This is a genomic window from Pseudomonas sp. CAM1A, from assembly GCF_047501685.1.
Taxonomy (GTDB): domain Bacteria; phylum Pseudomonadota; class Gammaproteobacteria; order Pseudomonadales; family Pseudomonadaceae; genus Aquipseudomonas.
In genome coordinates this window covers 168,646-195,149 of the sequence record NZ_JBFNXP010000002.1, presented here as the reverse complement: position 1 = coordinate 195,149, position 26,504 = coordinate 168,646, and the positions used below count along the sequence as shown (strand labels likewise).

Annotated in this window: 22 protein-coding genes and 1 pseudogene; 11 read left to right on the top strand and 12 right to left on the bottom strand. The window is 65.0% G+C overall.

Annotated elements, in window-relative coordinates; all coding sequences use genetic code 11:
- Positions 1 to 29 precede the first annotated feature (29 nt).
- From mqo to ABZO33_RS04490, 4 genes and pseudogenes are all read right to left on the bottom strand, one after another.
- Positions 30 to 1,595 (bottom strand): malate dehydrogenase (quinone), encoded by a 1,566-nt coding sequence (gene mqo, locus ABZO33_RS04505; protein WP_414535007.1) that lies wholly within the window; start codon positions 1,593 to 1,595, stop codon positions 30 to 32.
- A 331-nt stretch (positions 1,596 to 1,926) separates the two neighbouring features.
- On the bottom strand, positions 1,927 to 2,631 hold the full coding sequence (locus ABZO33_RS04500; RefSeq protein WP_371918082.1) for a methyl-accepting chemotaxis protein: 705 nt from the start codon (positions 2,629 to 2,631) through the stop codon (positions 1,927 to 1,929).
- A gap of 228 nt (positions 2,632 to 2,859) precedes the next feature.
- A pseudogene (locus ABZO33_RS04495) lies at positions 2,860 to 2,970 on the bottom strand (hypothetical protein); the annotation flags it as partial.
- A gap of 757 nt (positions 2,971 to 3,727) precedes the next feature.
- Positions 3,728 to 5,491 carry an ABC transporter transmembrane domain-containing protein gene (locus ABZO33_RS04490; RefSeq protein ID WP_414535006.1) on the bottom strand — a complete coding sequence of 588 codons (1,764 nt, stop codon included), beginning with the start codon at positions 5,489 to 5,491 and terminating at the stop codon, positions 3,728 to 3,730.
- Between the two features lie 247 nt (positions 5,492 to 5,738).
- Between ABZO33_RS04490 and ABZO33_RS04485 the strand changes: the two genes are divergently transcribed.
- The gene (locus tag ABZO33_RS04485) at positions 5,739 to 5,912 is read left to right on the top strand and encodes a PA1571 family protein (RefSeq protein WP_414535005.1); all 174 of its coding nucleotides are present in this window, start codon (positions 5,739 to 5,741) and stop codon (positions 5,910 to 5,912) included.
- 54 nt (positions 5,913 to 5,966) lie between these two features.
- Here the strand turns inward: ABZO33_RS04485 and pdxB are convergent, their stop codons facing one another.
- From pdxB to rlmM, 3 genes are all read right to left on the bottom strand, one after another.
- Entirely contained in the window at positions 5,967 to 7,109 is a 1,143-nt protein-coding gene (gene pdxB, locus ABZO33_RS04480; RefSeq protein WP_414535004.1) for a 4-phosphoerythronate dehydrogenase PdxB, read from the bottom strand.
- Positions 7,110 to 7,156: 47 nt separating this feature from the next.
- The gene (gene tusA / locus ABZO33_RS04475; RefSeq protein WP_023632607.1) at positions 7,157 to 7,399 is read right to left on the bottom strand and encodes a sulfurtransferase TusA; all 243 of its coding nucleotides are present in this window, start codon (positions 7,397 to 7,399) and stop codon (positions 7,157 to 7,159) included.
- Between the two features lie 67 nt (positions 7,400 to 7,466).
- Positions 7,467 to 8,531: a 23S rRNA (cytidine(2498)-2'-O)-methyltransferase RlmM gene (rlmM, locus tag ABZO33_RS04470; RefSeq protein ID WP_414535003.1), complete on the bottom strand. Its 1,065-nt coding sequence runs from the start codon at positions 8,529 to 8,531 to the stop codon at positions 7,467 to 7,469.
- Between the two features lie 219 nt (positions 8,532 to 8,750).
- On the opposite strand from rlmM, the gene acnA reads away from it, so the two are divergent.
- The 3 genes from acnA (at position 8,751) to ABZO33_RS04455 (ending at position 14,164) form a co-directional block, all read left to right on the top strand.
- Positions 8,751 to 11,492, top strand: a complete 2,742-nt coding sequence (acnA, locus tag ABZO33_RS04465; protein WP_414535002.1) for an aconitate hydratase AcnA — start codon at positions 8,751 to 8,753, stop codon at positions 11,490 to 11,492.
- Positions 11,493 to 11,621: 129 nt separating this feature from the next.
- Positions 11,622 to 12,398, top strand: coding sequence for a lysostaphin resistance A-like protein (locus tag ABZO33_RS04460; RefSeq protein ID WP_414535001.1), 777 nt, complete (start codon positions 11,622 to 11,624; stop codon positions 12,396 to 12,398).
- A gap of 200 nt (positions 12,399 to 12,598) precedes the next feature.
- Positions 12,599 to 14,164, top strand: coding sequence for a methyl-accepting chemotaxis protein (locus ABZO33_RS04455; protein ID WP_414535000.1), 1,566 nt, complete (start codon positions 12,599 to 12,601; stop codon positions 14,162 to 14,164).
- 111 nt (positions 14,165 to 14,275) lie between these two features.
- On the opposite strand, the gene ABZO33_RS04450 is transcribed toward ABZO33_RS04455, so the two are convergent.
- The 4 genes from ABZO33_RS04450 to ABZO33_RS04435 form a co-directional block, all read right to left on the bottom strand.
- Positions 14,276 to 15,160: a pseudouridine synthase gene (locus tag ABZO33_RS04450; protein ID WP_414535664.1), complete on the bottom strand. Its 885-nt coding sequence runs from the start codon at positions 15,158 to 15,160 to the stop codon at positions 14,276 to 14,278.
- 50 nt (positions 15,161 to 15,210) lie between these two features.
- Positions 15,211 to 15,519, bottom strand: coding sequence for a hypothetical protein (locus ABZO33_RS04445; protein ID WP_050704807.1), 309 nt, complete (start codon positions 15,517 to 15,519; stop codon positions 15,211 to 15,213).
- A 67-nt stretch (positions 15,520 to 15,586) separates the two neighbouring features.
- Positions 15,587 to 15,823: a glutaredoxin family protein gene (locus tag ABZO33_RS04440; protein WP_046856422.1), complete on the bottom strand. Its 237-nt coding sequence runs from the start codon at positions 15,821 to 15,823 to the stop codon at positions 15,587 to 15,589.
- A 73-nt stretch (positions 15,824 to 15,896) separates the two neighbouring features.
- Positions 15,897 to 17,105 (bottom strand): ammonium transporter, encoded by a 1,209-nt coding sequence (locus ABZO33_RS04435; protein ID WP_414534999.1) that lies wholly within the window; start codon positions 17,103 to 17,105, stop codon positions 15,897 to 15,899.
- 303 nt (positions 17,106 to 17,408) lie between these two features.
- On the opposite strand from ABZO33_RS04435, the gene ABZO33_RS04430 reads away from it, so the two are divergent.
- From ABZO33_RS04430 to ABZO33_RS04405, 6 genes are all read left to right on the top strand, one after another.
- Positions 17,409 to 17,720, top strand: a complete 312-nt coding sequence (locus ABZO33_RS04430; protein ID WP_023631678.1) for a DUF883 family protein — start codon at positions 17,409 to 17,411, stop codon at positions 17,718 to 17,720.
- Positions 17,721 to 17,729: 9 nt separating this feature from the next.
- A complete protein-coding gene (locus tag ABZO33_RS04425) occupies positions 17,730 to 18,104 on the top strand; it encodes a phage holin family protein (protein ID WP_102683128.1) in 375 nt (124 codons plus the stop codon).
- Positions 18,101 to 18,427 (top strand): hypothetical protein, encoded by a 327-nt coding sequence (locus ABZO33_RS04420; protein WP_414534998.1) that lies wholly within the window; start codon positions 18,101 to 18,103, stop codon positions 18,425 to 18,427. Before ABZO33_RS04425 ends, ABZO33_RS04420 begins: the two co-directional genes overlap by 4 nt.
- Positions 18,428 to 18,505: 78 nt before the next feature.
- Complete coding sequence (locus tag ABZO33_RS04415; protein WP_414534997.1) at positions 18,506 to 19,837, top strand: deoxyguanosinetriphosphate triphosphohydrolase; 1,332 nt, start codon at positions 18,506 to 18,508, stop codon at positions 19,835 to 19,837.
- A 277-nt stretch (positions 19,838 to 20,114) separates the two neighbouring features.
- Entirely contained in the window at positions 20,115 to 20,735 is a 621-nt protein-coding gene (locus tag ABZO33_RS04410) for a response regulator transcription factor (protein WP_031315749.1), read from the top strand.
- Between the two features lies 1 nt (position 20,736).
- On the top strand, positions 20,737 to 24,369 hold the full coding sequence (locus ABZO33_RS04405; RefSeq protein WP_414534996.1) for a transporter substrate-binding domain-containing protein: 3,633 nt from the start codon (positions 20,737 to 20,739) through the stop codon (positions 24,367 to 24,369).
- A 30-nt stretch (positions 24,370 to 24,399) separates the two neighbouring features.
- Here the strand turns inward: ABZO33_RS04405 and ABZO33_RS04400 are convergent, their stop codons facing one another.
- Positions 24,400 to 24,744 carry a YggL family protein gene (locus tag ABZO33_RS04400; protein WP_046856427.1) on the bottom strand — a complete coding sequence of 115 codons (345 nt, stop codon included), beginning with the start codon at positions 24,742 to 24,744 and terminating at the stop codon, positions 24,400 to 24,402.
- A 185-nt stretch (positions 24,745 to 24,929) separates the two neighbouring features.
- On the opposite strand from ABZO33_RS04400, the gene dacB reads away from it, so the two are divergent.
- Entirely contained in the window at positions 24,930 to 26,393 is a 1,464-nt protein-coding gene (dacB, locus tag ABZO33_RS04395; protein WP_414534995.1) for a D-alanyl-D-alanine carboxypeptidase/D-alanyl-D-alanine-endopeptidase, read from the top strand.
- Positions 26,394 to 26,504 lie beyond the last annotated feature (111 nt).

The window sequence follows — 26,504 nt, the reverse complement described above, 5'->3', positions numbered from 1 at the left end:
CAGGCCAGCCCGCTCCCACGCTTGTGCGATTACTCCGGCAACACGGGCACATGCAGCAGTTGCAGGCGCGCACTGCTCCACTCGCGGGCCTTGTTGGTCAATTCAAGGTCATTGTTCAGCTTCTGGCTGTAGGTCGGCACGATTTCCTTGAGCTTGGCCTGCCACTCGGCGCTCTTGATCCGATCCTTGAAGGTCTTCTCCAGCACGCTGAGCATGATCGGCGCGGCGGTCGAGGCACCGGGCGAGGCACCCAGCAGCGCGGCGATGCTGCCATCCTCGGCGGCCACCACTTCGGTGCCGAACTGCAGCACGCCGCCGTGCACGGGGTCCTGCTTGATCACCTGCACGCGCTGGCCGGCCTGGAGCAACTGCCAGTCTTCGTTCTTGGCGTTGGGGAAGTATTCGCGCAGGGCCACCATGCGATCATCGAAACTGAGCATCAGCTGGCCCATCAGGTAGGTGCTCAGGTCGATGTTGTCGATGCCGGCATGCATCATCGGGCTGATGTTGTGGGTGGTCAGCGAACTGAACATGTCCAGCAACGAGCCGTGCTTGAGGTACTTGGTGGAGAAGGTCGCGAACGGGCCGAACAGCAGCACCTCCTTGCCATCGATCACCCGGGTGTCCAGGTGCGGCACCGACATCGGCGGCGCGCCGACCGAGGCCTTGCCATACAGCTTGGCCTTGTGGCGGGCGACCAGGTCGGCGTTGTCGGTCATCAGGAACTGGCCACCGACCGGGAAGCCGGCATAGCCCTCGGCCTCCGGAATGCCGGACTTCTGCAGCAGCTTGAGCGCGCCACCACCGGCCCCGATGAAGACGAACTTGGCCTTGACCGCAGACTCCTTGCCACCTTTGGCCAGATCGGCCACCACCACGTTCCAGCTGCCGTCATCGTTACGCACGATGTCGCGCACTTCATGGCCCAGGTGCAGTTGCACGTTCGGGTTGCGGGTCATGGCGGCAAACAGCTGGCGGGTGATCTCACCGAAGTTCACGTCGGTACCGATGGCCATGCGGGTCGCGGCCACCTTCTGCCCGGGGTCGCGCCCTTCCATCACCAGCGGCACCCACTGGCGGATCTGCTCGTGGTCCTCGGTGATCTCCATGCCGCGGAACAGCGAGCTGTGGCGCAGGGCCTCGACGCGCTTGTGCAGGAAAGCGACGTTCTCGTCACCCCAGACGAAGCTCATGTGCGCCACGTTGTTGATGAACGAGCGCGGGTTGCTCAGCACGCCCTGCTCGACCTGGTAGGCCCAGAACTGCTTGGACACCTCGAACTGTTCGTTGACGTTGACCGCCTTGCTGATGTCGATGCTGCCGTCCTTGCCGACGCTGGTGTAGTTCAGCTCGCAGAATGCAGAGTGGCCGGTGCCGGCGTTGTTCCAGGCGTTGGAGCTCTCTTCGGCGACCTGGTCCATGCGCTCGTAGACGTCGACTTTCCAGTTCGGTTCCAGTTCGGTGAGGTAGGTCCCCAGGCTTGCGCTCATGATGCCGCCGCCGATCAGCAGGACATCGACGGACTTCTGTGGCTCCGCGGGCTTGGAGCAACCGATGACGCTCAGGCACAGGAGCGCCAGCAGGATTTTTTTCATTAGCTCAATCCAATTGAAGTGAAGGACTGGCAGTCGTTGCCCCCGGTGTGCACGCCCGGTTGTTGTGGTTGGCAGGGAGAATCGCGGGATCGGGGCACGATCGCCTCGGGCCTTGGCCCGGGGCGCCGTAAAGCAGGGAGTGTGCCAGGTTGGCCTGGGCCACGGCTGATGCCGCCCCTGGCGCTCCCGGCCAACAAGTGGATGGCGACAATCCGCCACAGGCATCTGATACAGCATGCGAAACTGGCGGATTTCCCCACCCTCAAAAGCATCGCGGGGCAAGCCTGCTCCCACGCCGTGGTGGAAGCAGGCTTGCCCCGCGATGGGTATTTCAAGCGGTCAGGCGGGAAGTCACTTCGCCCAACTGGCCCGACAGTCCGTGCAGACGCTGCCCGGCCTGCTCGGTGTGCTGCACCGCCTGTTGGTTGGCGGTGGCGATGCGGGTGATCTCGACCAGGTTGCGCGAGATGTCCTCGGCGACGCTGGTCTGCTCCTCCGCGGCGGTGGCGATCTGCCGGTTCATGTCGCGAATCGCCTCCACCGCCGTGGTGATACGCTGCAGCATCTGCCCGGCCTGCTGCACCTGCTCGGCGCCCTCCTCGCTGCGCTGCTGGCCACTCTCGATGGCCTTGACCGCCTCCACCGCGCCCGACTGCACCGCCTCGATGATCTGGTGGATCTCGGCGATCGATGCCGCGGTGCGCTGGGCCAGGCTGCGTACTTCATCGGCTACCACCGCGAAGCCACGCCCGGCCTCGCCGGCACGGGCGGCTTCGATGGCGGCGTTGAGCGCCAGCAGGTTGGTCTGTTCGGCGATGCCGCGAATCACTTCAAGCACCTTGCCGATGCGCGTGCTGTCGTTTTCCAGGTGGCGGATCACCGCTGCGGTGCCGGCGATCTCGCGGTTGACCACGGCGATGGTGTCGATGGTCCGCTGCATGACCTGCTCGCCGGCCTGGGCGCTGTGGTCGGCCTCGTCCGCGGCACGGGCGGCGTCGGCGGCATGGCGAGCCACTTCCTGGGCAGTGGCGGACATCTCGTGCATCGCCGTGGCGACCTGGTCGGTACGCTGGAACTGATCATGGGTGCCGTGGGCCATGTCGCCGGCGATACGGCTGAGCTGGCCGCTGGCGCTCTCCAGCTCCTCGGCGTTGTCCTTGAGCCGGCCGACGGTGTCGGCAAGAAAATCACGCAGGGTGTTGGCCGCCAGTGCCAGGCGCCCGAGTTCATCCTCGCGACGGCTGTCGACCCGGGCGGCGAAACGCCCCTGGCTGAGCTGGGCAACATAGTCGATCAACTGGCGGATCGGCTCGACCAGGCTGCGGTTGACCAACCACAGGCTGAACAGCCCGACCAGCACAGCCGAGGCCAGCATCACCAGCACGCCCAACCACACCGTGCGCTCGGCGCTGGCGCTGATGGCGTCGGCACGCCCGTGGGCGTCGGCGCGCAGTTGCTCCACCAGTGCACTCATCTGCTCGCTGGTAGCACGGTCCACGCCCTTGACCGCCAGGTCGCCGGCCACCGGATCGCCACCGGCGGCCAGGAATGCCTGGCGCCCTTGCTCGTAGGCCGACCCCAGCTGGCGGTGGCTGGCCTTGAGCTGCTCCAGACGCGCCTTGAGCGCCGGATCGCTGCTGTCGATCAGTTGCCCGAGCAATTGCTGCACCTGCTGCTCGCGCGCCTGGAACTGCTGCCAGTACTTGTCCAGCTCCGCCGGCTGGCGACCGCGCAGCAGTACGTTCTTCCATTCCTGCACCTGGATCTTGAACTGCAGGTTGGCTTCGTCGATCAGCTGCGAGGCTCGCAACGGTCCGTCCACCAGCTCGGCGTAGCCGCGCACGCTGGAGGACAGGAACTGGAAGCACACCAGGGCGATCAACAGGATCGCCACCAGGCTGCCACCGAGCAGGGAGAGGATTTGCACTCTGAGGGATTTACGCAAGATTGCGGATCTCGGAACAAGGATGAGGGGAACGGCACACGCCGACAGAGGCATCCTTGTCCTCGTTTGCTGGCTCCAAAGCCGCCATCGGGCGATGGCGGCCAGGGCGAGCATCTGCGCAACAGTTGAGCTAGATAGTCTCAGGCAATTGCTACAGATTTGTTACAAAACAGCGACAACAAGACGCTCAGCCCGGGTTGAATTGCAGTGCTGCCAAGCGTGCGTAGAGTGGGCTTTGCTCGATCAATTGTCGATGGGTCCCGACTGCCGCCAGTCGGCCTTTGTCGATTACCGCGATACGGTCGGCATGCTGCACCGTCGCCAGGCGGTGGGCGATGACCAGTGTGGTGCGCCCGGCCATCAGTTGTGGCAATGCCTGCTGAATCAGATACTCGCTTTGCGCGTCCAGCGCGCTGGTGGCTTCGTCCAGCAGCAGGATCGGTGCATCCACCAGCAGCGCCCGGGCAATCGCCAGGCGCTGGCGCTGGCCCCCGGACAAGCCCACGCCACCCTCGCCCAAGGGTGTCTGGTAGCCCTGAGGCAGCTGGATGATGAATTCATGGGCATGCGCACCGCGCGCAGCCGCCTCGACCTCAGCCAGCGTGGCGTCGGGCCGGCCGTAGCGGATGTTGGCCTCGACCGTGCCACGGAACAGCGCTGGCTGCTGGGCCACCAGGGCAAACTGGCGACGCAGGTCGACAGGCGCCAGCCCGGTGATCGGCTGGCCATCGAGCAGAATCGCGCCACCTTGCGGGTCGTAGAACCTCAGTAGCAGGTCGAACAGGGTCGACTTGCCGGCTCCCGACGGCCCAACCAGCGCCACGGTCTCGCCGGGGCGGATATGCAGGCTGAGGCCGTCGACGACCGCCACCGCGGGCCGTGACGGGTAGGCGAAGCGCACCTCGCGCAGTTCGATGTCGCCACTGGCGCGCCCGTGCGCCAACCGCGCCGGCTGTGACGGCGCCAGGATCGCCGTCTGCGCCGCCAGCAGCTCGGCGATGCGCTCGGCGGCACCGGCGGCCCGTTGCAATTCGCCGATCACCTCGCTCAGGGTGCCGAAGGCGCTGCCGACGATCAGGCTGTAGAACACGAAGGCGGCCAGCTCGCCGCCGGAGATGCGCCCGGCGATCACATCCATGCCGCCGACCCAGAGCATCACCCCGACCGCGCCAAGCACCAGCACGATCACCAGGGTAATCAGCCAGGCACGCTGGGCGATGCGCCGCCGCGCCACGTCGAACGCGGCCTCCACGGTGTCACCGAACAGTGCCTGGTCACGCGCCTGGTGGTTGTAGGCCTGCACCGTCTTGATCTGGCCTAGGGTCTCGGCAACATAGCTGCCCACATCAGCCACCCGATCCTGGCTCTGCCGCGACAGACTGCGCACGCGCCGGCCGAACAGCAGGATCGGCGCCAGCACCAGGGGCAGGGCCAGCACCACGATGCTGGTCAGCTTGGGGTTGGTGATGAACAGCAGGATCACCCCGCCGACCACCATCAGCGCATTGCGCAGGAACAGCGACAGCGACGAGCCGATTACCGACTGCAGCAAGGTGGTGTCGGCGGTCAGCCGCGACTGGATCTCCGAGCTGCGGTTGTCCTCGAAGAACCCCGGATGCAGCCAGACCAGATGGTCGAACACCGCCCGGCGGATATCGGCCACACAGCGCTCGCCGATCCACGACACCAGGTAGAAACGGGCGAAGGTCCCCACCGCCAGCGCCACCACCAACAGCAGGAACAGGCCGATGGTCTGGTTGAGCTGATGCGCCGAACCGGTCATGAAACCCTGGTCGACCAGCAGGCGGATGCCCTGGCCCATGGACAGGGTGATGGCGGCGGTGACCACCAGCGCCAGCAAGGCCAGCAGCGCCTGGCGGCGATAGGGGCGCACGAACTGCCAGCCCAGGTGCAGGGCACGGCGTTGGCGGGGAGAGATCGGATCGGGCATGGCGAAGGGTCGTTCCGCAGGGGATTGGTAGCAGACTACCACTCGTCGGTGCTGTGCAACGCTCCGGAATACGAAGCCGTCCCATGCTCGGACGGAGCGGCAGTGGCTATGCCCATTCGTTCTAAAGTGTGACTGGAGCTTTGCCGCGCTTTCTGTTGGACTGATCCAGCATGCCGCCGCAAAGCTGTCACAGACCAGTCACGGCGAAGCGATACCTTGAGCTTGAACCTGAAAGAGGAGACAGGACATGAGCTTGCAGCACAGCACCGATACGCCCAAGACCCAACCCCGTCCGCAGACTCAGGCCTGCGGCTCGGTCATCGATGCCCAGGGCCGCGAGGTCGCGATCACCGAACAGATGATCCAGAAGGCCTGCAAGGACCTGGAAGAGAGCCGGGTCGAAAAAGTCCGCAAGCCCTGACCCCCGAATTGCGTGCAACCCGGCGCTTGCGCCGGGTTTTTATTGCGCCGCCTCTCAGGCCAGCACCGCCCCCAGTGCACTGACCAGTTGCGCCAGCTGCGGCGCCTCCCCGCGTACACGCACCGCCAACCCCTCGATCTCGCGCCGTACCGGATAGTGCTTGCGCAGCAGGTCGAACGCCACGCGCTGCTCGGCGGGGCCGTCGCTGAGGCTGCGACGAAAATCCGCATCGTCGCGGCGTGGGTCATACACTGCGCGGCACAGGGTGGCCAACGTCCACGCCGGCTCCGCGCTGGCGTCGAACTCGATCTGCGCCAATCCCGTCGCCGGCAACAGGTCGGCCAGTCGCACCTGCTCGGGCAAGCCTTGCCACTGGCAGAACGCCTGGTAGATCTGCGCCGTGCCCCGCTGCTTGCCATCCAGGCTGTAACCGGCGATATGCGGCGTGGCCAGGGTGCACAGATCGGCCAGCGCCAGGTCCACCTGCGGCTCGCCCTCCCACACATCGAGCACCGCATGCACATCTTCTCGGTCCAACAGCAGTTCACGCAGGGCGGCGTTGTCCACCACTGGACCACGGCTGGCGTTGATCAGCCAGGCCCCGGCACGCAAGCGCGCCAGCCGCGGCTGGTCGAGCAGGTGCCAGGTCGGGTGCTCGCCGCCACGCTGCAGCGGCGTGTGCAGGCTGATCACATCACACTGCTCGAGGACACTGTCGAGATCGACAAACTCGCCGGCCTCGCTGGCCTGGCGCACCGGGTCGCACACCAGCACCTTCCAGCCGAGGCCGCGCAGCACCCGCACCAGCCGCCCGCCAACCTCACCCGCGCCGACCACGCCGTAGACGCGCTTGCCCAGTTCGACGCCTTCGAGCTCGGCCAGGGTCAGCAGGCTGCCCAGCACATAGTCCACCACGCCACGGGCGTTGCAGCCCGGCGCGCTGCTCCAGTGGATACCGGCTTCGGCGAAGTGTTCGAGGTCGAGGTGATCAGTGCCGATGGTGCAGGTGCCGACGAAACGTACCCGGCTGCCCTCGAGCAGTTGCCGATCGACGCGAGTCACCGAGCGTACCAGCAGCACGTCGGCGTCCTTGACGCAGGCGGCGTCGATGGCCCGGCCGGGATAACGGCGGATTTCACCGAAACCGGCAAAGAAGGCATCGAGCAGCGGGATATTCTCGTCGGCAACTATCAGCATGGCGCTCTCCTGTCAGGGGAGCGCAGTGTAGCGCGATCGCGGCGGGCTCAGTCGGCCTTCTTGCGGATCCAGTACAGGTAGGTACCGGCGTCTTCTTCCTGGCCGAGCAGCTCATGGCCGAGGAAGATGCAGAACTTGGGGATGTCGCGGCGGGTCGACGGGTCGGTGGCGATGACCTTGAGCACGCCGCCGGATACCAGCTCGCGCACATGCTTGTGCAGCATCATCACCGGCTCCGGGCAGTTCAGGCCGGTGGCGTCGAGGATCGCGTCGTGGGTGAAATCGGTCATGAAAGGCTCCGCAAAATGATCGTCATTGTGGCGCATGAAGCAGGGCTGTCACAGCCCCGCGAGGGCCTCAGCGCGGCTTCAGGTCCAGCCGACGCAGGTGGCAGGTGACTTCCTCGCGGTCGTGATACAGCTGCTTGCAGGCGATCGACACCTTCACCTTGCGCGCCTTGAACCCGGCCTCGATACGGTCCAGGAGCTTGCGAACCTCGGCATGGCGTTGCTTCATCGGCAGCTTCAGGTTGACCACCGCCTCGCGGCACAAGCCCTCGCCCAGCCAGGTCTCGATCAGCGAAGCGGTGCGCGCCGGCTTCTCGACGATATCGCAGACCATCCAGTCCACCGTCTGCTTCGGCTGCCAGGTGAAACCGTCGGCCATCAGATGGGTGACCAGGCCGGTATCCATCAGGCTCTCGGCCATCGGGCCGTTATCGATGGCGGTGACCAGCATGCCACGCTTGACCAGCTGGTAGGTCCAACCGCCGGGCGAGGCGCCCAGGTCGACACCCGTCATGTCGTCGTTCAGGCGCGCGTCCCATTGCTCGCGCGGGATGAACTGGTGCCAGGCTTCCTCGAGTTTGAGGGTCGAGCGGCTCGGGGCCTCGCGGGGGAACTTCAGGCGTGGGATGCCCATCGGCCACAGCGCCGAGTTGTCGGCCTCGGCCAGGCCAAGGAACACCCGGCGGCCGCTGATGAAAGTCAGCAGCAGGCGCGGACGGCGGGCGTCGTCGACCAGGCGGCCGGCCTTCTCCAGGGCCTTGCGCAGCGGCACCTCGAACTTGCGGCAGAAGGTCGACAGCTCCTTGCCCTCGTTGCTGTCGAGCACCTCCAGCCACAGGCTGCCGCACACCGGCAGCGCGGCCAGGTGCTCGAGCAGCACGCTGATACGGTCGGTCTCCGGCAGCTCGACGTAGGCGCCGCGGGCCCATTGGCGCGGGAAGATCAGCTGCGCGAAGCGCAGCGCCTGCATCATGCGTTCGGCGCCATCGGGCTCGGTGCAGACGAACTCGGCGCAGGCACTCTGCGGCTTGCCCTTGGCATAGCCGGGCACGCCCAGGTGGGCGGCGTGTTCGCTGATTTCGGCGCAGACCTCGCCCTCGAAGCCGGGCCGGCAATGCATGAACAGGGTATTCATTTCTCACTCCACATCACTGGCGCAGACGGCGCCAGGGCGGCGAATGATAAAGGAAGTCGGGAACCAGCGACACGCCCCATCGGTCCAGAAAAGGGTCGGGGCCGGCAAACCGGTCTAACCTGACTGTTCAGCCAGGTCCGTGCCGTGCGGACCGATCCAGAGCGGTGACACCGGCGAGCGACCCGCAGTCGCCGGGCACCGGAGCACAAGGAGTTGTAAATGCCCTCGCTCGATAGCCTGAAAACCCTCAAGACTCTCCAGGTGGCGGACCGCGCCTACCACTATTTCAGCTTGCCCGACGCCGCCCGCCAGCTCGGCGACCTGCAGCGCCTGCCCATGTCGCTCAAGGTGCTGCTGGAGAACCTGCTGCGCTGGGAAGACGGCAAGACCGTTACCGGCGACGACCTCAAGGCCCTGGCCGCCTGGCTGCAGGAGCGCCGCTCCGACCGCGAGATCCAGTACCGCCCGGCGCGGGTGCTGATGCAGGACTTCACCGGCGTGCCGGCAGTGGTCGACCTGGCGGCCATGCGCGCGGCCATGGCCAAGGCCGGCGGCGACCCGCAGCGGATCAACCCGTTGTCGCCGGTGGACCTGGTGATCGACCACTCGGTGATGGTCGACCGTTACGCCACCCCGGCCGCGTTCGCCCAGAACGTCGATATCGAAATGCAACGCAACGGCGAACGCTACGCCTTCCTGCGCTGGGGCCAGAGCGCCTTCGACAACTTCCGTGTGGTGCCGCCTGGCACCGGCATCTGCCACCAGGTCAACCTCGAATACCTGGGGCGCACGGTGTGGACCCGCGAAGAGGATGGCCGTACCTACGCCTTCCCCGACACCCTGGTCGGCACCGACTCGCACACCACCATGATCAACGGCCTCGGCGTGCTCGGCTGGGGCGTGGGTGGCATCGAGGCCGAGGCGGCCATGCTCGGCCAGCCGGTATCGATGCTGATCCCCGAGGTGATCGGCTTCAAGCTCACCGGCAAGCTGCGCGAAGGCATCACCGCCACCGACCTGGTGCTGACGGTCACGCAGATGCTGCGCAAGAAGGGCGTGGTGGGCAAGTTCGTCGAGTTCTATGGCGACGGCCTGGCCGACCTGCCGCTGGCCGACCGCGCCACCATCGCCAACATGGCCCCCGAGTACGGCGCCACCTGTGGCTTCTTCCCCGTCGACCAGGTGACCCTCGACTACCTGCGCCTGTCCGGCCGCCCCGAACAGGCCGTGCAACTGGTCGAGGCCTACTGCAAGGCCCAGGGCCTGTGGCGCCAGCCCGGCCAGGAGCCGCTGTTCAGCGACACCCTGGCGTTGGACATGAACGACGTGGAAGCCAGCCTGGCCGGGCCCAAGCGCCCGCAGGACCGCGTCGCCCTGGGCCAGGTGCGCCAGGCCTTCGACCACTTCATCGAGTTGCAACCCAAACCCTTGGCCAAGGAAGTCGGCCGCCTGGAAAGCGAGGGCGGCGGTGGCGTGGCGGTGGGCAATGCCGACCAGGCCGGCGAGATCGACTACACCCATGAAAACCAGACCCACACCCTGCGCGACGGCGCGGTGGTGATCGCCGCCATCACCTCCTGCACCAACACCTCCAACCCCAGCGTGATGATGGCCGCCGGGCTGGTGGCGAAGAAAGCCGTGGAGAAAGGCCTGCAACGCAAGCCCTGGGTGAAGAGTTCGCTCGCCCCCGGCTCCAAGGTGGTCACCGACTACTACAAGGCCGCAGGTCTCACCCCCTACCTCGACCAGCTCGGTTTCGACCTGGTCGGCTATGGCTGCACCACCTGCATCGGCAACTCCGGCCCGCTGGACGAAGCCATCGAGCAAGCCATCGGCAGCGCAGACCTCACCGTCGCCTCGGTGCTGTCGGGCAACCGCAACTTCGAAGGCCGGGTACACCCGCTGGTCAAGACCAACTGGCTGGCGTCACCGCCGCTGGTGGTGGCCTATGCCCTGGCCGGCAGCGTGCGCATCGACCTCAGCCAGGACCCGCTCGGCACCGGCAAGGACGGCAAGCCCGTGTACCTGCGCGATATCTGGCCAAACCAGCAGGAGATCGCCGAGGCGGTCAGCAATGTCGACACTCGCATGTTCCACAAGGAATACGCCGAGGTGTTCGCCGGCGACGCCCAATGGCAGGCGATCGAAGTACCCCAGGCCGCGACCTATGTCTGGCAGGACGATTCCACCTATATCCAGCACCCACCCTTCTTCGATGACATCGGTGGCCCGCTGCCGGAGATCGGTGATGTGCGCAACGCACGCATCCTCGCCCTGCTCGGCGATTCGGTGACCACCGACCACATCTCCCCGGCCGGCAACATCAAGGCCGACAGCCCGGCCGGCCGCTACCTGCGTGGCAAGGGCGTGGAACCGCGCGACTTCAACTCCTACGGCTCGCGTCGCGGCAACCATGAAGTGATGATGCGCGGCACCTTCGCCAACATTCGCATCCGCAACGAGATGCTTGGCGGTGAGGAAGGCGGCAACACCCTGTACGTGCCCAGCGCTGAAAAGCTGTCGATCTACGACGCCGCCATGCGTTACCAGCAGGATGGCACGCCACTGGTGGTGATCGCCGGGCAGGAATACGGCACCGGTTCCAGCCGCGACTGGGCGGCCAAGGGTACCAACCTGCTGGGGGTCAAGGCGGTGCTGGCGGAGAGCTTCGAACGCATCCACCGCTCCAACCTGGTGGGCATGGGCGTGCTGCCACTGCAGTTCAAGGCCGGCGACGACCGCAAGCGCCTGGGATTGACCGGCAGAGAACGCATCGATGTGCTGGGGCTGAGCGATGCGCAGATCCGCCCGGGCATGAGCCTGCCGTTGCACATTACCCGCGAGGATGGGCGTCAGGAACAGATCGAGGTGCTGTGCCGGATCGATACGCTCAATGAGGTGGAGTACTTCAAATCGGGGGGGATCCTGCATTATGTGCTGCGGCAATTGATCGCAGGGTAAGGCGCCATCGCGGGGCAAGCCCGCTCCCACGCAATGTGGGGGCTTGCCCCGCGCGGGTGGTTTCAGGTGTCCTGAAGGCCAGACGAGGAGTCCTACCCTCCTCGGATTCACCGGCACTAAGGAAATGTCATGCCTCTTCTCCACTGGATCGCCCTGCTCCTGCTCGCCCTCGGCTATGCGATCGCCCTGACCTACGGCAGCCTCGGCCTCGCCGCCCTGCCCGCCTTGCTCGCGCTGCTGTGCAGTGCCCTGCTCGCCCGGCGCCCGGTGCGCTGGCAACAAAGCCTCGGTCACCTGCTGTTCATCGTTCTCGCCGTAGCCCTGGCGCTGCACTGGCTGCCCGGTTTCCATGGCGCTCGCGTCATCGACAAGGCCGTCCTGAGCGAAGGCGCAGTGCCCTTCTCGATGTATCTGAACCTCGACAAACCGCTGATCGGCCTGTGGCTGCTGCTGGCCTGCCCTTGGCTGGTAATGCTGCGCAGTCGCGGCTTGGCCATGAGCCTGGCGCTGATCCTGCCCCTTACCCTGCTCGCCTGTCTGGGTGGCGCCTGGACCCTGGGCCTGGTGGCCTGGGCACCGAAATGGCCGGACCAGGCCTGGCTGTGGCTGGCCAACAACCTGCTGCTGGTGAGCCTGACCGAGGAATTGCTGTTCCGTGGCTACATTCAGGGCGGCCTGCAACGTCTGTTCAAGCATGAGGGGCTGGCCCTGCTGGTGGCCGCGCTATTGTTCGGCCTCGCGCACCTGGCCGGCGGCTGGCAATGGTTCTACCTGGCCACCCTGGCCGGGGTGGGGTATGGTCTGGCCTATCGCCATGGCGGGCTGGCGGCGGCGGTGCTGTGCCACACCTGCGTCAACCTGGCGCACTTCGCCCTGTTCAGCTACCCGATGCTGGCCCCGAGTTGAACAATCGGTCATGATCCGACCTATTCGTCATCATTTATAAAGAAAACTGCAATATTGAAGGCAATGGCTGCGATCAGGTCGGCTGCGTTAGCGCAACCCCACTGATGGCACCTTGCCCCAGATCAAGCCAGTTAAATATTCATTCAATAAAACCAGAGGCTTGCCGATACCCGTCGAAAGCCTTGCGGATTGAACAGCCAATGCGTAACAACCAGCCGATTACCCAGAGAGAACGGACTTTCCCTGCCCAGCAGCGGTTGATCTCCACCACCAACGCCAAAGGCGTGATCACTTACTGCAACGATGCCTTCATCGAAATCAGCGGATTCTCCCGCGAGGACCTGATGGGCGCGCCGCACAACCTGGTGCGCCACCCCGATGTGCCCCCAGCCGTGTTCGCCCATATGTGGCAGACCCTCAAGCAGGGCCTGCCGTGGATGGGCATCGTCAAGAACCGCTGCAAATCGGGCGACCACTATTGGGTCAATGCCTACGTCACGCCGATCTTCGACAGCAATCAGGTGGTCGGCTACGAGTCGGTGCGGGTCAAGCCCACCGCCGAGCAGATCCGCCGCGCCGAGTCGCTGTACCAGCGCATCAACCAGGGCAAGTCGGCCATCCCGAAACGTGACAAGTGGCTGCCGGTGCTGCAGGACTGGCTGCCGTTCATCCTGGTCAGCCAGGTCGGTTTCCTGATCGGCAACTGGCTCGGTCACTCCTGGGGCTTCGCCCTGGCCGCCGGCTTGTCAGTGCCGCTCGGCCTGCTCGGCCTGAGCTGGCAGCAACGTGGCCTCAAGCGCCTGCTGCGCCTCGCCGAACAGACCACTTCCGACCCGCTGATCGCGCAGATGTACACCGACAGCCGCGGCGTCCAGGCACGCCTGGAAATGGCCATGCTCAGCCAGGACGCACGGATGAAGACCTGCCTGACCCGCCTGCAGGACAGCGCCGAGCAGCTCAGCGACCAGGCTCGCCAGTCCGACACCCTCGCCCACCAGAGCTCCTCCGGCCTGGAGCGCCAGCGGGTGGAGACCGAGCAGGTGGCCGCCGCCGTCAACCAGATGGCCGCCACCACCCAGGAAGTGGCCAATCATGTTCAGCGCACCGCTGATGCGACCCAGGAAGCCAATCGCCTGACCAGCCAGGGCCGCAATATCGCCGGCGAAACCCGTGACGCCATCGAGCGGCTGTCGGCTGCCGTGGGCGAAACCGGGCTGACCGTCACCCAGCTGGCCAAGGACAGCGACGAGATTGGCGGCGTGGTCGATGTGATCAAGGGCATTGCCGACCAGACCAACCTGCTGGCGCTCAACGCCGCCATCGAAGCGGCGCGTGCCGGTGAGATGGGCCGCGGCTTCGCCGTGGTGGCCGATGAGGTCCGCCAGCTGGCCCAGCGCACCGCCGAGTCCACCGGGCAGATCCATACCCTGATCGCCAAGCTGCAACAGACCGCCAACAACGCGGTGCAGACCATGGAGACCGGCCACCGCCAGGCCCAGGAAGGTGTCGAGCGGGTCATGCAGGCCGACGAGGCATTGGTGGGCATCAGCGAGGCCGTGGCCAACATCACCGACATGGCGACGCAGATCGCCGCGGCCACCGAAGAGCAGAGCGCGGTAGCCGAGGAGATCAGCCGCAACATCAGCACCATCGCCGACCTGGCCGACCAGACCGCCGGTCAGGCCCAGCGCTCGGCGCTGCTCAGCGAAGAGCTGACCAGCACGGCGGGTACCCAGTACTCGCTGGTGGAACGCTTCAACCGCTGATGGCATAGAGCGCCGCTCAAGCGGCGCATCGCCGGCAAGCCGGCTCCCACACCGACCGCGCCGCCCTCAGGCCAAGCGCCATCCCTGTAGGAGCCGGCTTGCCGACGATGTTTACCAGTCGAGCTTCAGGCGACTCTCGAAATAGCGTTCCTTACCCGTCAACGGATCCTCGAAGCGCAGGCTGTGGGCCAGCAGCTTGAGTGGCCGTGCATAATCATCCTGCTCGTTGACCAGCTGCGGATAGAACGGATCGTTGCAGATCCCCGCGCCCAGCGCCGCCATATGCACGCGCAACTGGTGGGTCTTGCCGGTGACCGGTGACAGGCCATAGCGCCACAGCTCGCCATTTTTCTCCAACACACAGGCGTGGGTTTCACTGTTGTCGACCCCATCCACCTCATGCATGCGGAAGAACGGCTCGCCGTGCACCAGTCGGCTGCGATGCACCAGCGGGTAGTCATGCTGCGGCATGGCCGCGGCGATGGCCTGGTAGTGCTTGTCGATGCGTCGCTCGGGGAACAGGCGCTGATAGGCACCACGGCTCTGCGGGTTGGCAGAGAACAGCACCAGCCCGGCAGTGTGCCGGTCGATGCGATGCAGCGGCACCAGGTGCGGGTTGTCCAGGCGTCGGATCAGCCGGCGCAGCAGGGTCTGCTCGACGTACTCGCCGGTGGGCGTCACGGGCAGGAAATGCGGCTTGTCCGCCACCACCAGGTGCTCATCCACATGCAGGATTTCTTCCTGCACCGGGATCACCCTTTCATTGGGTACTTCACGGAAATAGTGCAGGCGCATGCCCCGACGATAGCGGGTGTCCGCTGCAATGGGCTGGCCCTCGGCATTCAACACCCGCCCTCGGGCGAAGCGGTCGAGCCATTGTTCGCGGCTGATACCCTTGAAATGCTCGCACAGGCAATCAAGCACCGTAGCCCAGGGCCCTGGAGGCAGACAGACAGTGCTGGCTTGTTGCTGGGCGGGGTCGAAAGGCGTGGTCATCATCAGGCTCGGTTCTGCGTGGGCGGACATTATCTCCTACCCCCCGCCCCTCAACCAGCCTCGCTGGCCGGCTCGCAGCGCGCCTTCAGCCAGCGCAGCACCTGCACCGCGTCCCAGCGGCCCGGATCATAAAGGGCGTAGCTCAGGCCCTGGTAACCCACCACATCCAGCGGACGGTGGAACCCGGCGCGCTGGAACAGCGCCTCGATTTCGGCGAAGCAGGTATTGAAATGGACCTTGCCGAACGGTGTGCGCTCGTCGGTGACGATGCCATCGAGGCGCAGTTCCAGCACCGCCTCGCACACACGCTCGGGGGCCATGTGATTGATGCTGTACTTGAGTTGCTCGACATTGAGCATGGCTTACCTCGGGATACTGTATTTATATACAGCATACGAAGCGAAGCCTGGGCCGTCAATGCGCGACTCAGCCGAGGAAGGCCACTACCTGCTCGGCATCGAACGGCCAGCCCAGCTCGGCACCGGTATCGCAACGGCGCAATACCGGGATGATCAGCCCATAACGTTCGAACAGCGCCTCACTGTCGGCGATATCGACCAGCTCGACCAGCAAGCCGTGCTCGACGAACGGCATCAGCACGGCTTCGGCCACTTCGCACAGATGGCACCCGAGGGTGCCGAACAATTGGGTTTCAGGCAGCATGCGTCTATCCGCAAAATCGCAGGAAGGGATGCTCATTCTAGGTCCGCCTGCGCCTGCGTGCACCTGACCTGCCTCAATCCTGGCTGGTGGCGCCGATTCGATGCACCGCCAGGTCCGCGCCCTGGAACTCCTGCTCATGGTTCAAGCGCAAACCATGCAGCGCCTTGAGCAGACCGTACACGGCAAAGCCACCGACCAGTGCAACCAGCACACCCGCCAGGCTGCCCAGCAGTTGGCTGACCAGGCTGACACCGCCCAGGCCACCCAGGGCCACCTGCCCGAACACGCCGCAGGCGATGCCGCCCCACACGCCGCACAGGCCATGCAGCGGCCATACCCCCAGCACGTCGTCGATCTTCCAGCGGTTCTGCGCCGCAGTGAAGCACCAGACGAACAGCCCGCCTGCCACCAGGCCGGTGGCCAGCGCCCCCACCGGGTGCATCAGGTCGGAACCCGCGCACACCGCCACCAGGCCGGCCAGCGGGCCGTTGTGCAGGAAGCCGGGGTCGTTGCGCCCGGCCAGCAAGGCCGACAGGGTGCCGCCGACCATGGCCATCAGCGAGTTGATCGCCACCAACCCGCTCACCCCTTGCAAGGTCTGCGCGCTCATGACGTTGAAGCCGAACCAGCCGATGATCAGGATCCACGACCCCAGCGCCAGGAACGGAATGCTCGAGGGGGCGAACGCCACCAGCCGGCCATCGCGATAGCGGCCGCGGCGCGCGCCCAGCAGCAGCACCGCCGCCAGCGCCAGCCAGCCGCCCATGGCGTGCACCACCACGGAGCCGGCGAAGTCATGGAACGGCGCACCGAAGCGCGTTTGCAGCCAGGCCTGCAAGCCGTAGTTGCCGTTCCACACGATGCCTTCGAAAAACGGGTAGATGAACGCCACGATCAGCGCCGTTGCGCACAGCTGCGGTGCAAAGCGCGCCCGTTCGGCGATGCCGCCGGAAATGATTGCCGGGATCGCCGCGGCGAACGTCAGCAGGAAGAAACATTTGACCAACGCGTAGCCATGGTCGCTGGCCAACGCCGCCGCCGGCTGCAGGAAGCTCACGCCATAGGCGATCCAGTAACCGACGAAGAAGTACACCAGCGCCGAGATGGCGAAGTCGCTGAGGATCTTCGACAAGGCGTTGACCTGATTCTTGTACCGCACTGTGCCGACTTCAAGAAAGGCGAACCCCGCATGCATGGCCAGGACCAGTATCGCGCCCATGAGGATAAACAAAGTGTTGGAGCCGTGGACCAGGGAGTCCATCGCGCTGTGGGTGTTTTCCATGTAGTGGCAGACCTGCAAAAAGGCACCAGGACAGTTCAAGAACCGGTATCCATGCACCGCATCGGTGCCAGACCCCTGCCCGGTTTCGGTGAGCCGGGCGGTGCCTGCGTGGTTTTTTCTTGGGTTTGTCGTGGATTGGGTTAAGGTTTAGCGGTATCCGCATCAAGAGCGCATGCTTTCGGCGCAGGCCTCGGCGGACACGCACCGCTTTTTAGCAAGCGCTGTACCAACACATCCCGCTGAACCTTCCGCACCACCGATCACTCGAAATAGCCACACACATCCACAGGGAGAGGCCCACTCATGGCCAGCAAATCGGCAAAGACTGCACAAGACATACTGATGGCTGACTTCCAGGCCCTGGTCCGCGACACCGAAAAACTGCTGGCCGACACGGCCAACCTGGCCGGCGACCAGGCCGATGAACTGCGCGAGCAGATCCACGACCGCCTGGTCCAGGCTCGTGAAACCCTGCAACTGACCCAGGACTCGGTGCGCGCCCGTGGCCAGGCGGCCCTGGGCAGCGCCGAGCAGTACGTGCAGGAGAACCCGTGGCAGGCCATCGGCATCGCCGCCGGCGTCGGCCTGCTGATCGGCCTGCTGGCCAAGCGCTGAGGAACCTTCATGGACAACGAAGCCATCGGCACGGGCGCCTCCGGCAGGCGCCTGGGCGCGGCCGTGCTGGGCTTGCTGCACAGCCATATCGAGCTGTTCGGTATCGAGTTGCAGGAGCAGAAGGCGCGCACCTTGAGCCTGCTGTTGTTCGCCGGCCTGGCGCTGGTGTTCGCCCTGCTGCTGCTGACCGCCCTGTCGGGCCTGGTGCTGGTGCTGCTGTGGGACAGCTACCGCCTGGCCGGGATCATCGGCCTGTGCGTGTTCTACGGGGTCGCCGCGCTGTACTGCGGCCTGCGCCTGAAGGCCGCGGTGTTCGACGAGTCCTCGCCATTCAATGCCACCCTCGAGGAGTTGGCCAAGGATCGGGAGCGCCTGCTGCCATGAGCCTGCCAGAACTACCCAACACCCGTAACCCACGGGAGCTGCGCAAGGCGCTGCTGCGCCTGCGCATGGAAATGCACCGCCAGCAAATCCGCCACGAATCCGGGCAACTGCTCGAACCGGTCCGCCGCCTGCGCGGCATGGGCGGCTCGTTCGGCGAAGGCCTGGGGGTCAAGCACGGCTCGCTGTGGGGCATTGGCGCCGTGGTCGCCCTGGGCTTTCTCACCGGCAAGGGCGTGCGCAGCGGCAACCTGACGCGCCTGGTACGCCTGGGCGCCAGCCTGCCCCCCCTGGTCCGCCTGTTCCTCGGCAGCCGCCGCCGCTGAAGCCCGAGCGCGCCTGACCCTTGCGCGGGCGCGCCGGACACAGGAAGCTATCCCGACTCTACGATGGGAGAACACGCCTTGGACTGGCAAACCCTGCTGACCCGCGAACGACTGGGCAAGGCCCTCTACAGCCCCGAGGAGCTCGGGCGCAGCCCTTTCCACAAGGACCACGACCGCATCATCTTCTCCGGCGCCTTCCGCCGCCTGGGGCGCAAGACCCAGGTGCATCCGGTGTCCAGCAACGACCACATCCATACCCGCCTCACCCACTCCCTGGAAGTCAGCTGCGTCGGCCGCTCGCTGGGCATGCGTGTCGGCGAGACCCTGCGCGGCCAACTGCCGGACTGGTGCGCACCCAGCGACCTGGGAATGATCGTGCAGTCGGCCTGCCTGGCCCACGACATCGGCAACCCGCCGTTCGGCCACTCGGGCGAAGACGCCATTCGCCACTGGTTCCAGCAGGCGGCCGGGCGTGGCTGGCTGGACGACATGAGCGACGAGCAGCGCGGCGACTTCCTCAATTTCGAAGGCAACGCCCAGGGGTTTCGTGTCCTCACGCAGCTCGAGTACCACCAGTTCGACGGTGGCATGCGCCTGACCTACGCAACCCTCGGCGCCTACCTCAAGTACCCCTGGGCCGCGCGCCACGCCGATGCCCTGGGCTACAAGAAGCACAAGTTTGGCTGCTACCAGAGCGAACTGGGGCTGCTTGAGCAGATCGCCGGCAAGCTCGGCCTGCCCCAGCTCGAACACCAGCGCTGGGCTCGCCATCCCCTGGTGTACCTGATGGAAGCCGCGGACGACATCTGCTATGCCTTGATCGACCTCGAGGACGGGCTGGAGATGGACCTGCTGCGGTACGCCGAGGTCGAGGCACTGCTGCTGGACCTGGTGGGTGACGATCTGCCGGAAACCTACCGCTTGCTGGGCCCGGGCGAGTCACGCCGGCGCAAGCTGGCGATCCTGCGCGGCAAGGCCATCGAGCACCTGACCAATGCCGCCGCCCAGGCCTTCGTCGAACAACAACAAGCCCTGCTTGCCGGCCGGCTGGCCGGTGACCTGGTGGAGCACATGCACGGCCCGGCGCAACGCTGCGTGCTCCAAGCCAAGGACATGGCGCGCAAGAAGATCTTCCAGGACAAGCGCAAGACCCTGCACGAGATCGGCGCCTACACGACCCTGGAGATCCTGCTCAACACCTTCTGTGGCGCGGCCCTGGAGCAGCACGGTGGGCGCACGCCGTCGTTCAAGAGCCGGCGTGTGCTGGACCTGATCGGCAACAATGCCCCCGACCCGCAGGGCTCGCTGCATGGCGCGTTCCTGCGCATGATCGACTTCATCGCCGGCATGACCGACAGCTACGCCAGTGAAATGGCCCAGGAAATGACCGGGCGCTCCAGCCCGAAGTAGGAAAACCGGGCGGCAGACGAATGTTTGCCGCCCATGTTTAATTTGTACGAAATTTCCTATGCTATTTATTTGTAAATAAACTCTCCAGCCTCCTCGCCCCACAAAAACTATCAGCGCCTGATAAAAGCCTGCCAACATCTACATCTCTCGTAGCAATGTTTCGCGGGCGTTGTAAGTTAATTCCTATATCCCGCATTTGGCACCTACTTCCCTGCCCGCCGCCATGCAACTGAGCTAATGTGCCGGCTGCCTTCACCTGCAGCCTGGAATGTTGAATATGCACTCAGTCTTTATTGTTGATGACCATCCCGTTATACGCCTGGCGATACGGATGTTGCTGGAGAATCAGGGATACCGAGTGGTCGGTGAATCAGACAATGGCGTGGACGCCATGCAGCTTATCCGCGAAACCCCACCGGACCTGGTCATACTGGACATCAGCATCCCCAAGCTCGATGGCCTGGAAATGCTCTCGCGCCTGCAGGCCATGGCCATCCCGCTGAAGGTCCTGGTGTTGACCGCCCAATCACCGGCACTGTTTGCCGTGCGCTGCATGCACTCCGGCGCGGCAGGGTATGTATGCAAGCAGGAAGACCTCAGTGAGCTGCTCAGCGCCATCAAGGCCGTGCTGTCCGGCTACAACTACTTTCCCAGTCAGGCACTCAATCCACCGCCGACAGGCAGCAACCAAGAGCTGGAACTGTTTCGCCAGGTCAATGACCGGGAACTGATGGTCCTGCAACTTTTTGCCCAGGGCCGCAGCAACAAGGAAATTGCCAAGGGCATGTTCCTCAGCAACAAGACCGTCAGCACCTACAAGAAGCGCCTCATGCACAAGTTGCGCGCCAGCACATTGGTAGAGTTGATCGACGTCGCCAAGCGCAACGCACTGGTCTGAAATGATGACGTGGAGGTACATCGCTGTATTGCTGCTCTGCCTGGGCACGCCGCTGCAAGGTGGCGGCGTGACCGTCGACCTGGGCCGCACCTACACCTTGCTCAGCCGCTCGGCACCGACGTCGGTCCGGCCGCCCCTGACAGAGGCCCAGCGCGACTGGCTAGCAGAGCGCAAGGAGCTGGTGCTGGGTACCTCGGCGCCCGACTATCCCCCCTTCGATATCGCTACGGGTGGGCGCGAATACCAAGGGCTGACCGCCGACTACGCCGGCTTGATCGGCAGCGCCTTGGGCCTGCCTGTCCGTGTGCAGCGCTTTCCCAGCCGCCCGGCGGCGGTCGCGGCGCTCAAGAGCGGCCATATCGACCTGCTGGGCAGCGCCAACGGCTATGAAGCCATCACCCAGGGCCTGGCGCTGTCACGCCCCTATGCCATTGACCAACCCGTGCTGGTGACCCGCGAGGACGAAAGCCGCGCGCTGGACACCGGCCTGCCGGGCATGCGTCTGAGCATGCTGTATCACTATCTGCCGCCCGGGGAAATCCACGCCAACTACCCCAAGGCCGAGCTGCTGACCTTCGAGTCATCCACCCAGGCCCTGAATGCGGTGGCCTTCGAACAGGCCGACGTGTTCATTGGCGACACCATCTCCACTCACTATCTGATCAGCCAGGGCCACCTGCCGCATGTGCGCATGGCCAACTTCGGCAAGCACGAGGCCGTGGGCTTCAGCTTTGCCATGCGCGAGGGCGAGCCAACCCTCCAGTCCCTGGTGGATGCCGCGCTCGACGCGCAGCCCAGCGCCACCCGCAACGATATCTTCAAACGCTGGAGCGCCAGCAGCGGCAGCTTGCTGACCGATCGCAAGCTGCAGTTGTCGACACGCGAGGAACAGTGGCTGAGCCAACACCCGATCATGCGCGTGGCGGTCAACGACACGGCGGCGCCACTGACGTTCTTCGACAGCAATGATCGCCTGCGGGGGATAGTCGCCGACCTGCTCGAGCTCATTCGCCTGCGCACCGGCCTGCGCTTCGAGATCCGCCGCGCCAGTGGCGACGGCGACATGATCGACCAGCTCGAGTCCGGGCGTGCCGATATCATCGCCAGCCTGTCCACCGAGGCCCGTCGGGGCAACCCGCTGCAGGTCAGCCGCCCCTATCTGGAGAGCGCCTATGTGCTGGTCACCCATACCGGCACCGACCAACCCGACAGCCTCAAGCAACTCAAGGGCAAGCGAGTCGCCGTGCCCCGCGACAGTACCGTGGCCGCCCTGCTTGCCGCTCGCCACCCGCGGATCCACCAGGTTGCCACCGAAAGCACCTATTACTCCATGGTACTGCTGGGTAGCGGCGCGGTGGATGCGGCGATCGCCACCCTGATCGACGCCAATCACATGCTGGCCACCAGCAACAACCTGGTCATTCGCAGCACGGTCGGCACGGAACCTGCGGCCTTTTCCATGGCCACCGCCCCCGAGGCCAGCGAGCTGGGCTCGATCCTCGACAAGGCGTTGCTGAGCATCTCGCCGGAAGAACTGGGGGTGATCAACAGCCGCTGGCGCGACCATGGCCTGCGTGACGACGCCTACTGGCGCAGCTACCGCCGGGCGATCCTGCAGGTGGTCGGGGTGATCGCCGTCCTGCTGGTGCTCGCATTGGTATGGAATGCCCGGCTGCGCCGTCAGATCAAGCAACGTCAGCGGGCCGAACGGGCGCTGAACGATCAACTGGAGTTCATGGGCGCCCTGCTCAATGGCACGCCCCATCCCATGTATGTGCGCGACCGCGAGGGACGCCTGCAGAGCTGCAACGACAGCTATCTGCAAGCCGTCGGCGCCAGCCGCGAACAGGTGCTGGGCAAACGCCTGGAAGACGCCCCCTACAGCGACTGTGACTATACCCAACAGGTGCAGGACGACTACCAGCGGGTGATGGCGCAGGGCACGCCCTTGATTCTCGATCGCCCCTTGCAGCTGAAAGACCGCGACCTGACGATCTATCACTGGATCCTGCCCTACCGCGATTCGGTGGGCGAAATGCAAGGAATCATCGGCGGCTGGATCGACATCAGCGAACGCCGCAACCTGGTCCAGGACCTGCGCCTGGCCAAGCAGCAGGCCGATGACGCCAACCGGGCCAAGAGCACGTTCCTGGCCACCATCAGCCATGAGATCCGCACGCCGATGAACGCCCTCATCGGCATGCTGGAACTGGCCCTGAAGCGCGCCGAGCAGGGCAAGCTGGACCGCCCCGCACTGGAAGTCGCCCACCATTCGGCCAATGATCTGCTGGGCTTGATCGGCGACATCCTGGATATCGCCCGGATCGAATCCGGGCAGATGTCCCTGGCACCCGAACCCGTCGACCTCGCGGCGTTGGTCGAGTCAGTCGGGCGGATTTTCGACGGCCTGGCCCGGCACAAGGGCCTGGCACTGGATGTGGTGATTGCCCGCGAGGCACGCTGCCATGCGCTGCTCGACCCGCTGCGCTTCAAGCAGGTCCTGTCGAACCTGGTCAGCAATGCGATCAAGTTCACCGAACAAGGGCAGGTACGCATCACCGTCAAGCTGCGCAACGACGGCGAATCGGAACTGCCGGCGCTCGACCTGGAGGTCCGCGACAGCGGTATCGGCATTCACGAGCAGGACCTGCAGCGCCTGTTCTCCCCCTTCGTGCAGGCCAACCCCTACAGCGACGGCGCCCGGGCCGGCACCGGGCTGGGGCTGGTGATCAGCCGTGACCTGTGCGCGATGATGGGCGGCGAGCTGACCCTGCAAAGCCTGCAAGGTGTCGGCACCCGCGTGCGTCTGGTGATGCCGCTGCAGTGCGTCGAACCGATCGCGGCCCTGCCGCGGCCCATGGCGCAAATCCTGCCACCGGACGACCAGCTGAGGATTCTGGTGATCGACGACCATCCGGCCAACCTGCTGCTGATGGCCCAGCAGCTGAACTACCTCGGACTGAAACAGGAAAGCGCCGAGGAAGGTGGTGAAGGACTGCGCATATGGCGTGAGGGCTGTTTCGATGTGCTGATCGTCGACTGCAACATGCCACAGATGAGTGGCTACGAGCTGGCGCGGACCGTGCGCACGGAGGAACGCCTGCATGACCGGCCGCGCTGCACCATTCTCGGTTATACCGCCAACGCCCAGCCCGAGGTTCGCCAGCAGTGCCTCGATGCTGGCATGGATGACTGCCTGCTCAAGCCCATCGGCCTGCAGGTGCTGGGGCAACGCCTGAGGGCCATCACACCCATTGCCCGGCGGAGTGACGGCCGCCCTGGCCCGGCACCACGCTTCGATCTCAAAGGCCTGTCCACGATCGTTGGCGACAACCTTGCCGACCGCGATCGTATCCTCGAAACCCTGCTTCTAAGCCTGCGCCAGGACCTGAAGATCCTCATGGCCATTGATCCGGGGCACGAAGGTGACGAGCTGGCGCTGCAGGCACACAAGATCCTCAGCGCGGGAAGGATGCTGAATGCGCGGTCGTTGATCGAGGCTTGCCAGGCGCTGGAGGGAACGGACGTACCCCAGGCCGAACTGCTAAGGCGCCGTCAGGCGTTGGCGCGGCACATGCGCCGCGTGGAGAAAGCCCTGGCCAGGCAACTGGAGCACCTGGCCGAGGCGGGATGACAGCGGTACAGGGCGTACCGCCGACATCGATCAGGAAGCCGGGTTGATCGGCTTTTCCGGATACCAGGCATCCAGCAGCGGGCTGACTTCGATGCTGGTCAGTTCGCTACGGCCCTTGAGCCAGGCTTCAACAGCGGCGCGCTGTTCTTCGCTGACCGAGCCACGCTTGACGGAGCAGACCAGACCGAAGTCATCGCCGCCGACATAGTCCAGGCCGTTGGCATCCATGGCATCAGCCAGGAAAGCATCGAGGAAGGCATCGATGGCTTCATCGGACAGGTCTTCCTTGAAGCCCAGGTTCAGTTCGAAACCCAGCTCCTGGAATTCATCCACGCACAGTTTCTTGCGCAGGCGACGGGAACGGTTGGTAGCCATGAAACAATCCTCTCAATTAATTACGCGCGGCACTTTACCAGTTTCCGGCGCGCAACGGCGCTTTTCCGTCGAACGAGGCCCATGCAGGGCACGCTTGGGGCATAATGCGCACTCTATTCGTCTTGGGGCCATCACTTCATACAGCCCCAGTGTCTTTTCCCCTCGCCCGCAGGGTTTGTCCATTTATGATCAAGACGCTCCGCCCACTGCTGTTCGCCGGCCTGTTGCTGCCCTTGTCGCTGTCCGTGCAGGCCGCCGCCGTAAACACCAATCTGCCACCGAAAGTGCAACAGGCGCTAAAGACCAACAAGCTGCAGGACTCGGCCCTGTCGCTGGTCATGCTGCCGCTGGACGGACCGGGCACGGCGACCGTGTTCAACGCCGACGTGTCGGTCAATCCGGCCTCGACCATGAAGCTGGTCACCACCTATGCCGCGCTTGAGCTGCTGGGCCCCACCTTTCAGTGGAAAACCGAGTTCTACACCGACGGTACCCTGAGCAACGGCGTGCTCAATGGCAACCTGTACCTCAAGGGCGGTGGCGACCCCAAGCTGAACATGGAAAAGCTCTGGTTGCTGATGCGCGACCTGCGCGCCAACGGTGTGCGTACCGTGACCGGCGACCTGATCCTGGATCGCAGCCATTTCGTGCAACCCAACCTGCCGCAGTTCAACGACGACGGCGGCGACGACAACAAGCCGTTCCTGGTCAAGCCGGACTCGCTGCTGGTCAACCTCAAGGCCTTGCGCTTCGTCGCCCGTAACGACGGTGGCAAGGTCAACGTGTCGGTCGAACCACCGATCGCCAGCATCCGCATCGACAACCAGGTCAAGGCCGCGGCGGGCAAGCAGTGCACTGGCGAAGTGCGCTACAACCCGGTGGCACAGCCCGATGGTGTCAGTGTCACGGTCAGTGGCCAGCTCGCCGATGGCTGCAACTCGCAGACCTACCTGGCGCTGCTGGATCACCCGACCTATGCCGCCGGTGCCGTACGGGCCATCTGGAACGAGCTGGGCGGCAGCATTCAGGGCCGCGACCGCATCGAGAATGTGCCCAAGAGCGCACGCCTCTTGGCTCGAGCCTTCTCGCCAGACCTGGTGGAAGTGATCCGCGACATCAACAAGTACAGCAACAACACCATGGCCCAGCAGTTGTTCCTCAGCCTTGGCGCGCAGTTCCGCACCGACGCTGATGGCGACGACGCCCGCGCTGCTCAACGAGTGGTACGTCAGTGGATGGCCAAGAAAGGCATCACCGCGCCGCATCTGGTGATGGAGAATGGCTCGGGCCTGTCCCGTGCCGAGCGGGTCAGCACCCGTGAGATGGCTGCACTGCTGCAGGCGGCCTGGAAGAGCCCGTACGCGGCCGAGTTCATCAGCTCGATGCCGCTGGTGGGTATGGACGGCACCATGCGCAAGCGGCTCAAGCGCACCGCCATGACGGGCGAAGGGCACATCAAGACTGGCACCCTGAATACCGTGCGGGCGATTGCCGGGTTCAGCCGGGACAGCAACGGGCACACCTGGGCGGTGGCGGCCATTCTCAATGATCCCAAGCCTTGGGGGGCTTCGCAGGTGCTGGATCAGGTGTTGCTGGATCTTTATCGGCAGCCGAAGGTGGGGAATGGGACTGTTGGGGTGATGCCCTGATTTGAATGGGTTTGGGCTTTCAGGCCTTCAGGGTGTGGGTTTTGAGGGCTGTAAGCACATTCATTGGCGAGGGCGACGCGTAGTCACCTTTTCGCCTTTACGGCGACCTCC

Excerpts from the sequence above, each read along its gene's own strand:
- mqo (WP_414535007.1), bottom strand. The coding sequence starts at position 1,595 with ATGAAAAAAATCCTGCTGGCGCTCCTGTGCCTGAGCGTCATCGGTTGC.
- ABZO33_RS04500 (WP_371918082.1), bottom strand. The coding sequence starts at position 2,631 with ATGTCCGCCACTGCCCAGGAAGTGGCTCGCCATGCCGCCGACGCCGCC.
- ABZO33_RS04490 (WP_414535006.1), bottom strand. The coding sequence starts at position 5,491 with ATGCCCGATCCGATCTCTCCCCGCCAACGCCGTGCCCTGCACCTGGGC.
- ABZO33_RS04485 (WP_414535005.1), top strand. The coding sequence starts at position 5,739 with ATGAGCTTGCAGCACAGCACCGATACGCCCAAGACCCAACCCCGTCCG.
- pdxB (WP_414535004.1), bottom strand. The coding sequence starts at position 7,109 with ATGCTGATAGTTGCCGACGAGAATATCCCGCTGCTCGATGCCTTCTTT.
- tusA (WP_023632607.1), bottom strand. The coding sequence starts at position 7,399 with ATGACCGATTTCACCCACGACGCGATCCTCGACGCCACCGGCCTGAAC.
- rlmM (WP_414535003.1), bottom strand. The coding sequence starts at position 8,531 with ATGAATACCCTGTTCATGCATTGCCGGCCCGGCTTCGAGGGCGAGGTC.
- acnA (WP_414535002.1), top strand. The coding sequence starts at position 8,751 with ATGCCCTCGCTCGATAGCCTGAAAACCCTCAAGACTCTCCAGGTGGCG.
- ABZO33_RS04460 (WP_414535001.1), top strand. The coding sequence starts at position 11,622 with ATGCCTCTTCTCCACTGGATCGCCCTGCTCCTGCTCGCCCTCGGCTAT.
- ABZO33_RS04455 (WP_414535000.1), top strand. The coding sequence starts at position 12,599 with ATGCGTAACAACCAGCCGATTACCCAGAGAGAACGGACTTTCCCTGCC.
- ABZO33_RS04450 (WP_414535664.1), bottom strand. The coding sequence starts at position 15,160 with ATGACCACGCCTTTCGACCCCGCCCAGCAACAAGCCAGCACTGTCTGT.
- ABZO33_RS04445 (WP_050704807.1), bottom strand. The coding sequence starts at position 15,519 with ATGCTCAATGTCGAGCAACTCAAGTACAGCATCAATCACATGGCCCCC.
- ABZO33_RS04440 (WP_046856422.1), bottom strand. The coding sequence starts at position 15,823 with ATGCTGCCTGAAACCCAATTGTTCGGCACCCTCGGGTGCCATCTGTGC.
- ABZO33_RS04435 (WP_414534999.1), bottom strand. The coding sequence starts at position 17,105 with ATGGAAAACACCCACAGCGCGATGGACTCCCTGGTCCACGGCTCCAAC.
- ABZO33_RS04430 (WP_023631678.1), top strand. The coding sequence starts at position 17,409 with ATGGCCAGCAAATCGGCAAAGACTGCACAAGACATACTGATGGCTGAC.
- ABZO33_RS04425 (WP_102683128.1), top strand. The coding sequence starts at position 17,730 with ATGGACAACGAAGCCATCGGCACGGGCGCCTCCGGCAGGCGCCTGGGC.
- ABZO33_RS04420 (WP_414534998.1), top strand. The coding sequence starts at position 18,101 with ATGAGCCTGCCAGAACTACCCAACACCCGTAACCCACGGGAGCTGCGC.
- ABZO33_RS04410 (WP_031315749.1), top strand. The coding sequence starts at position 20,115 with ATGCACTCAGTCTTTATTGTTGATGACCATCCCGTTATACGCCTGGCG.
- ABZO33_RS04405 (WP_414534996.1), top strand. The coding sequence starts at position 20,737 with ATGATGACGTGGAGGTACATCGCTGTATTGCTGCTCTGCCTGGGCACG.
- ABZO33_RS04400 (WP_046856427.1), bottom strand. The coding sequence starts at position 24,744 with ATGGCTACCAACCGTTCCCGTCGCCTGCGCAAGAAACTGTGCGTGGAT.
- dacB (WP_414534995.1), top strand. The coding sequence starts at position 24,930 with ATGATCAAGACGCTCCGCCCACTGCTGTTCGCCGGCCTGTTGCTGCCC.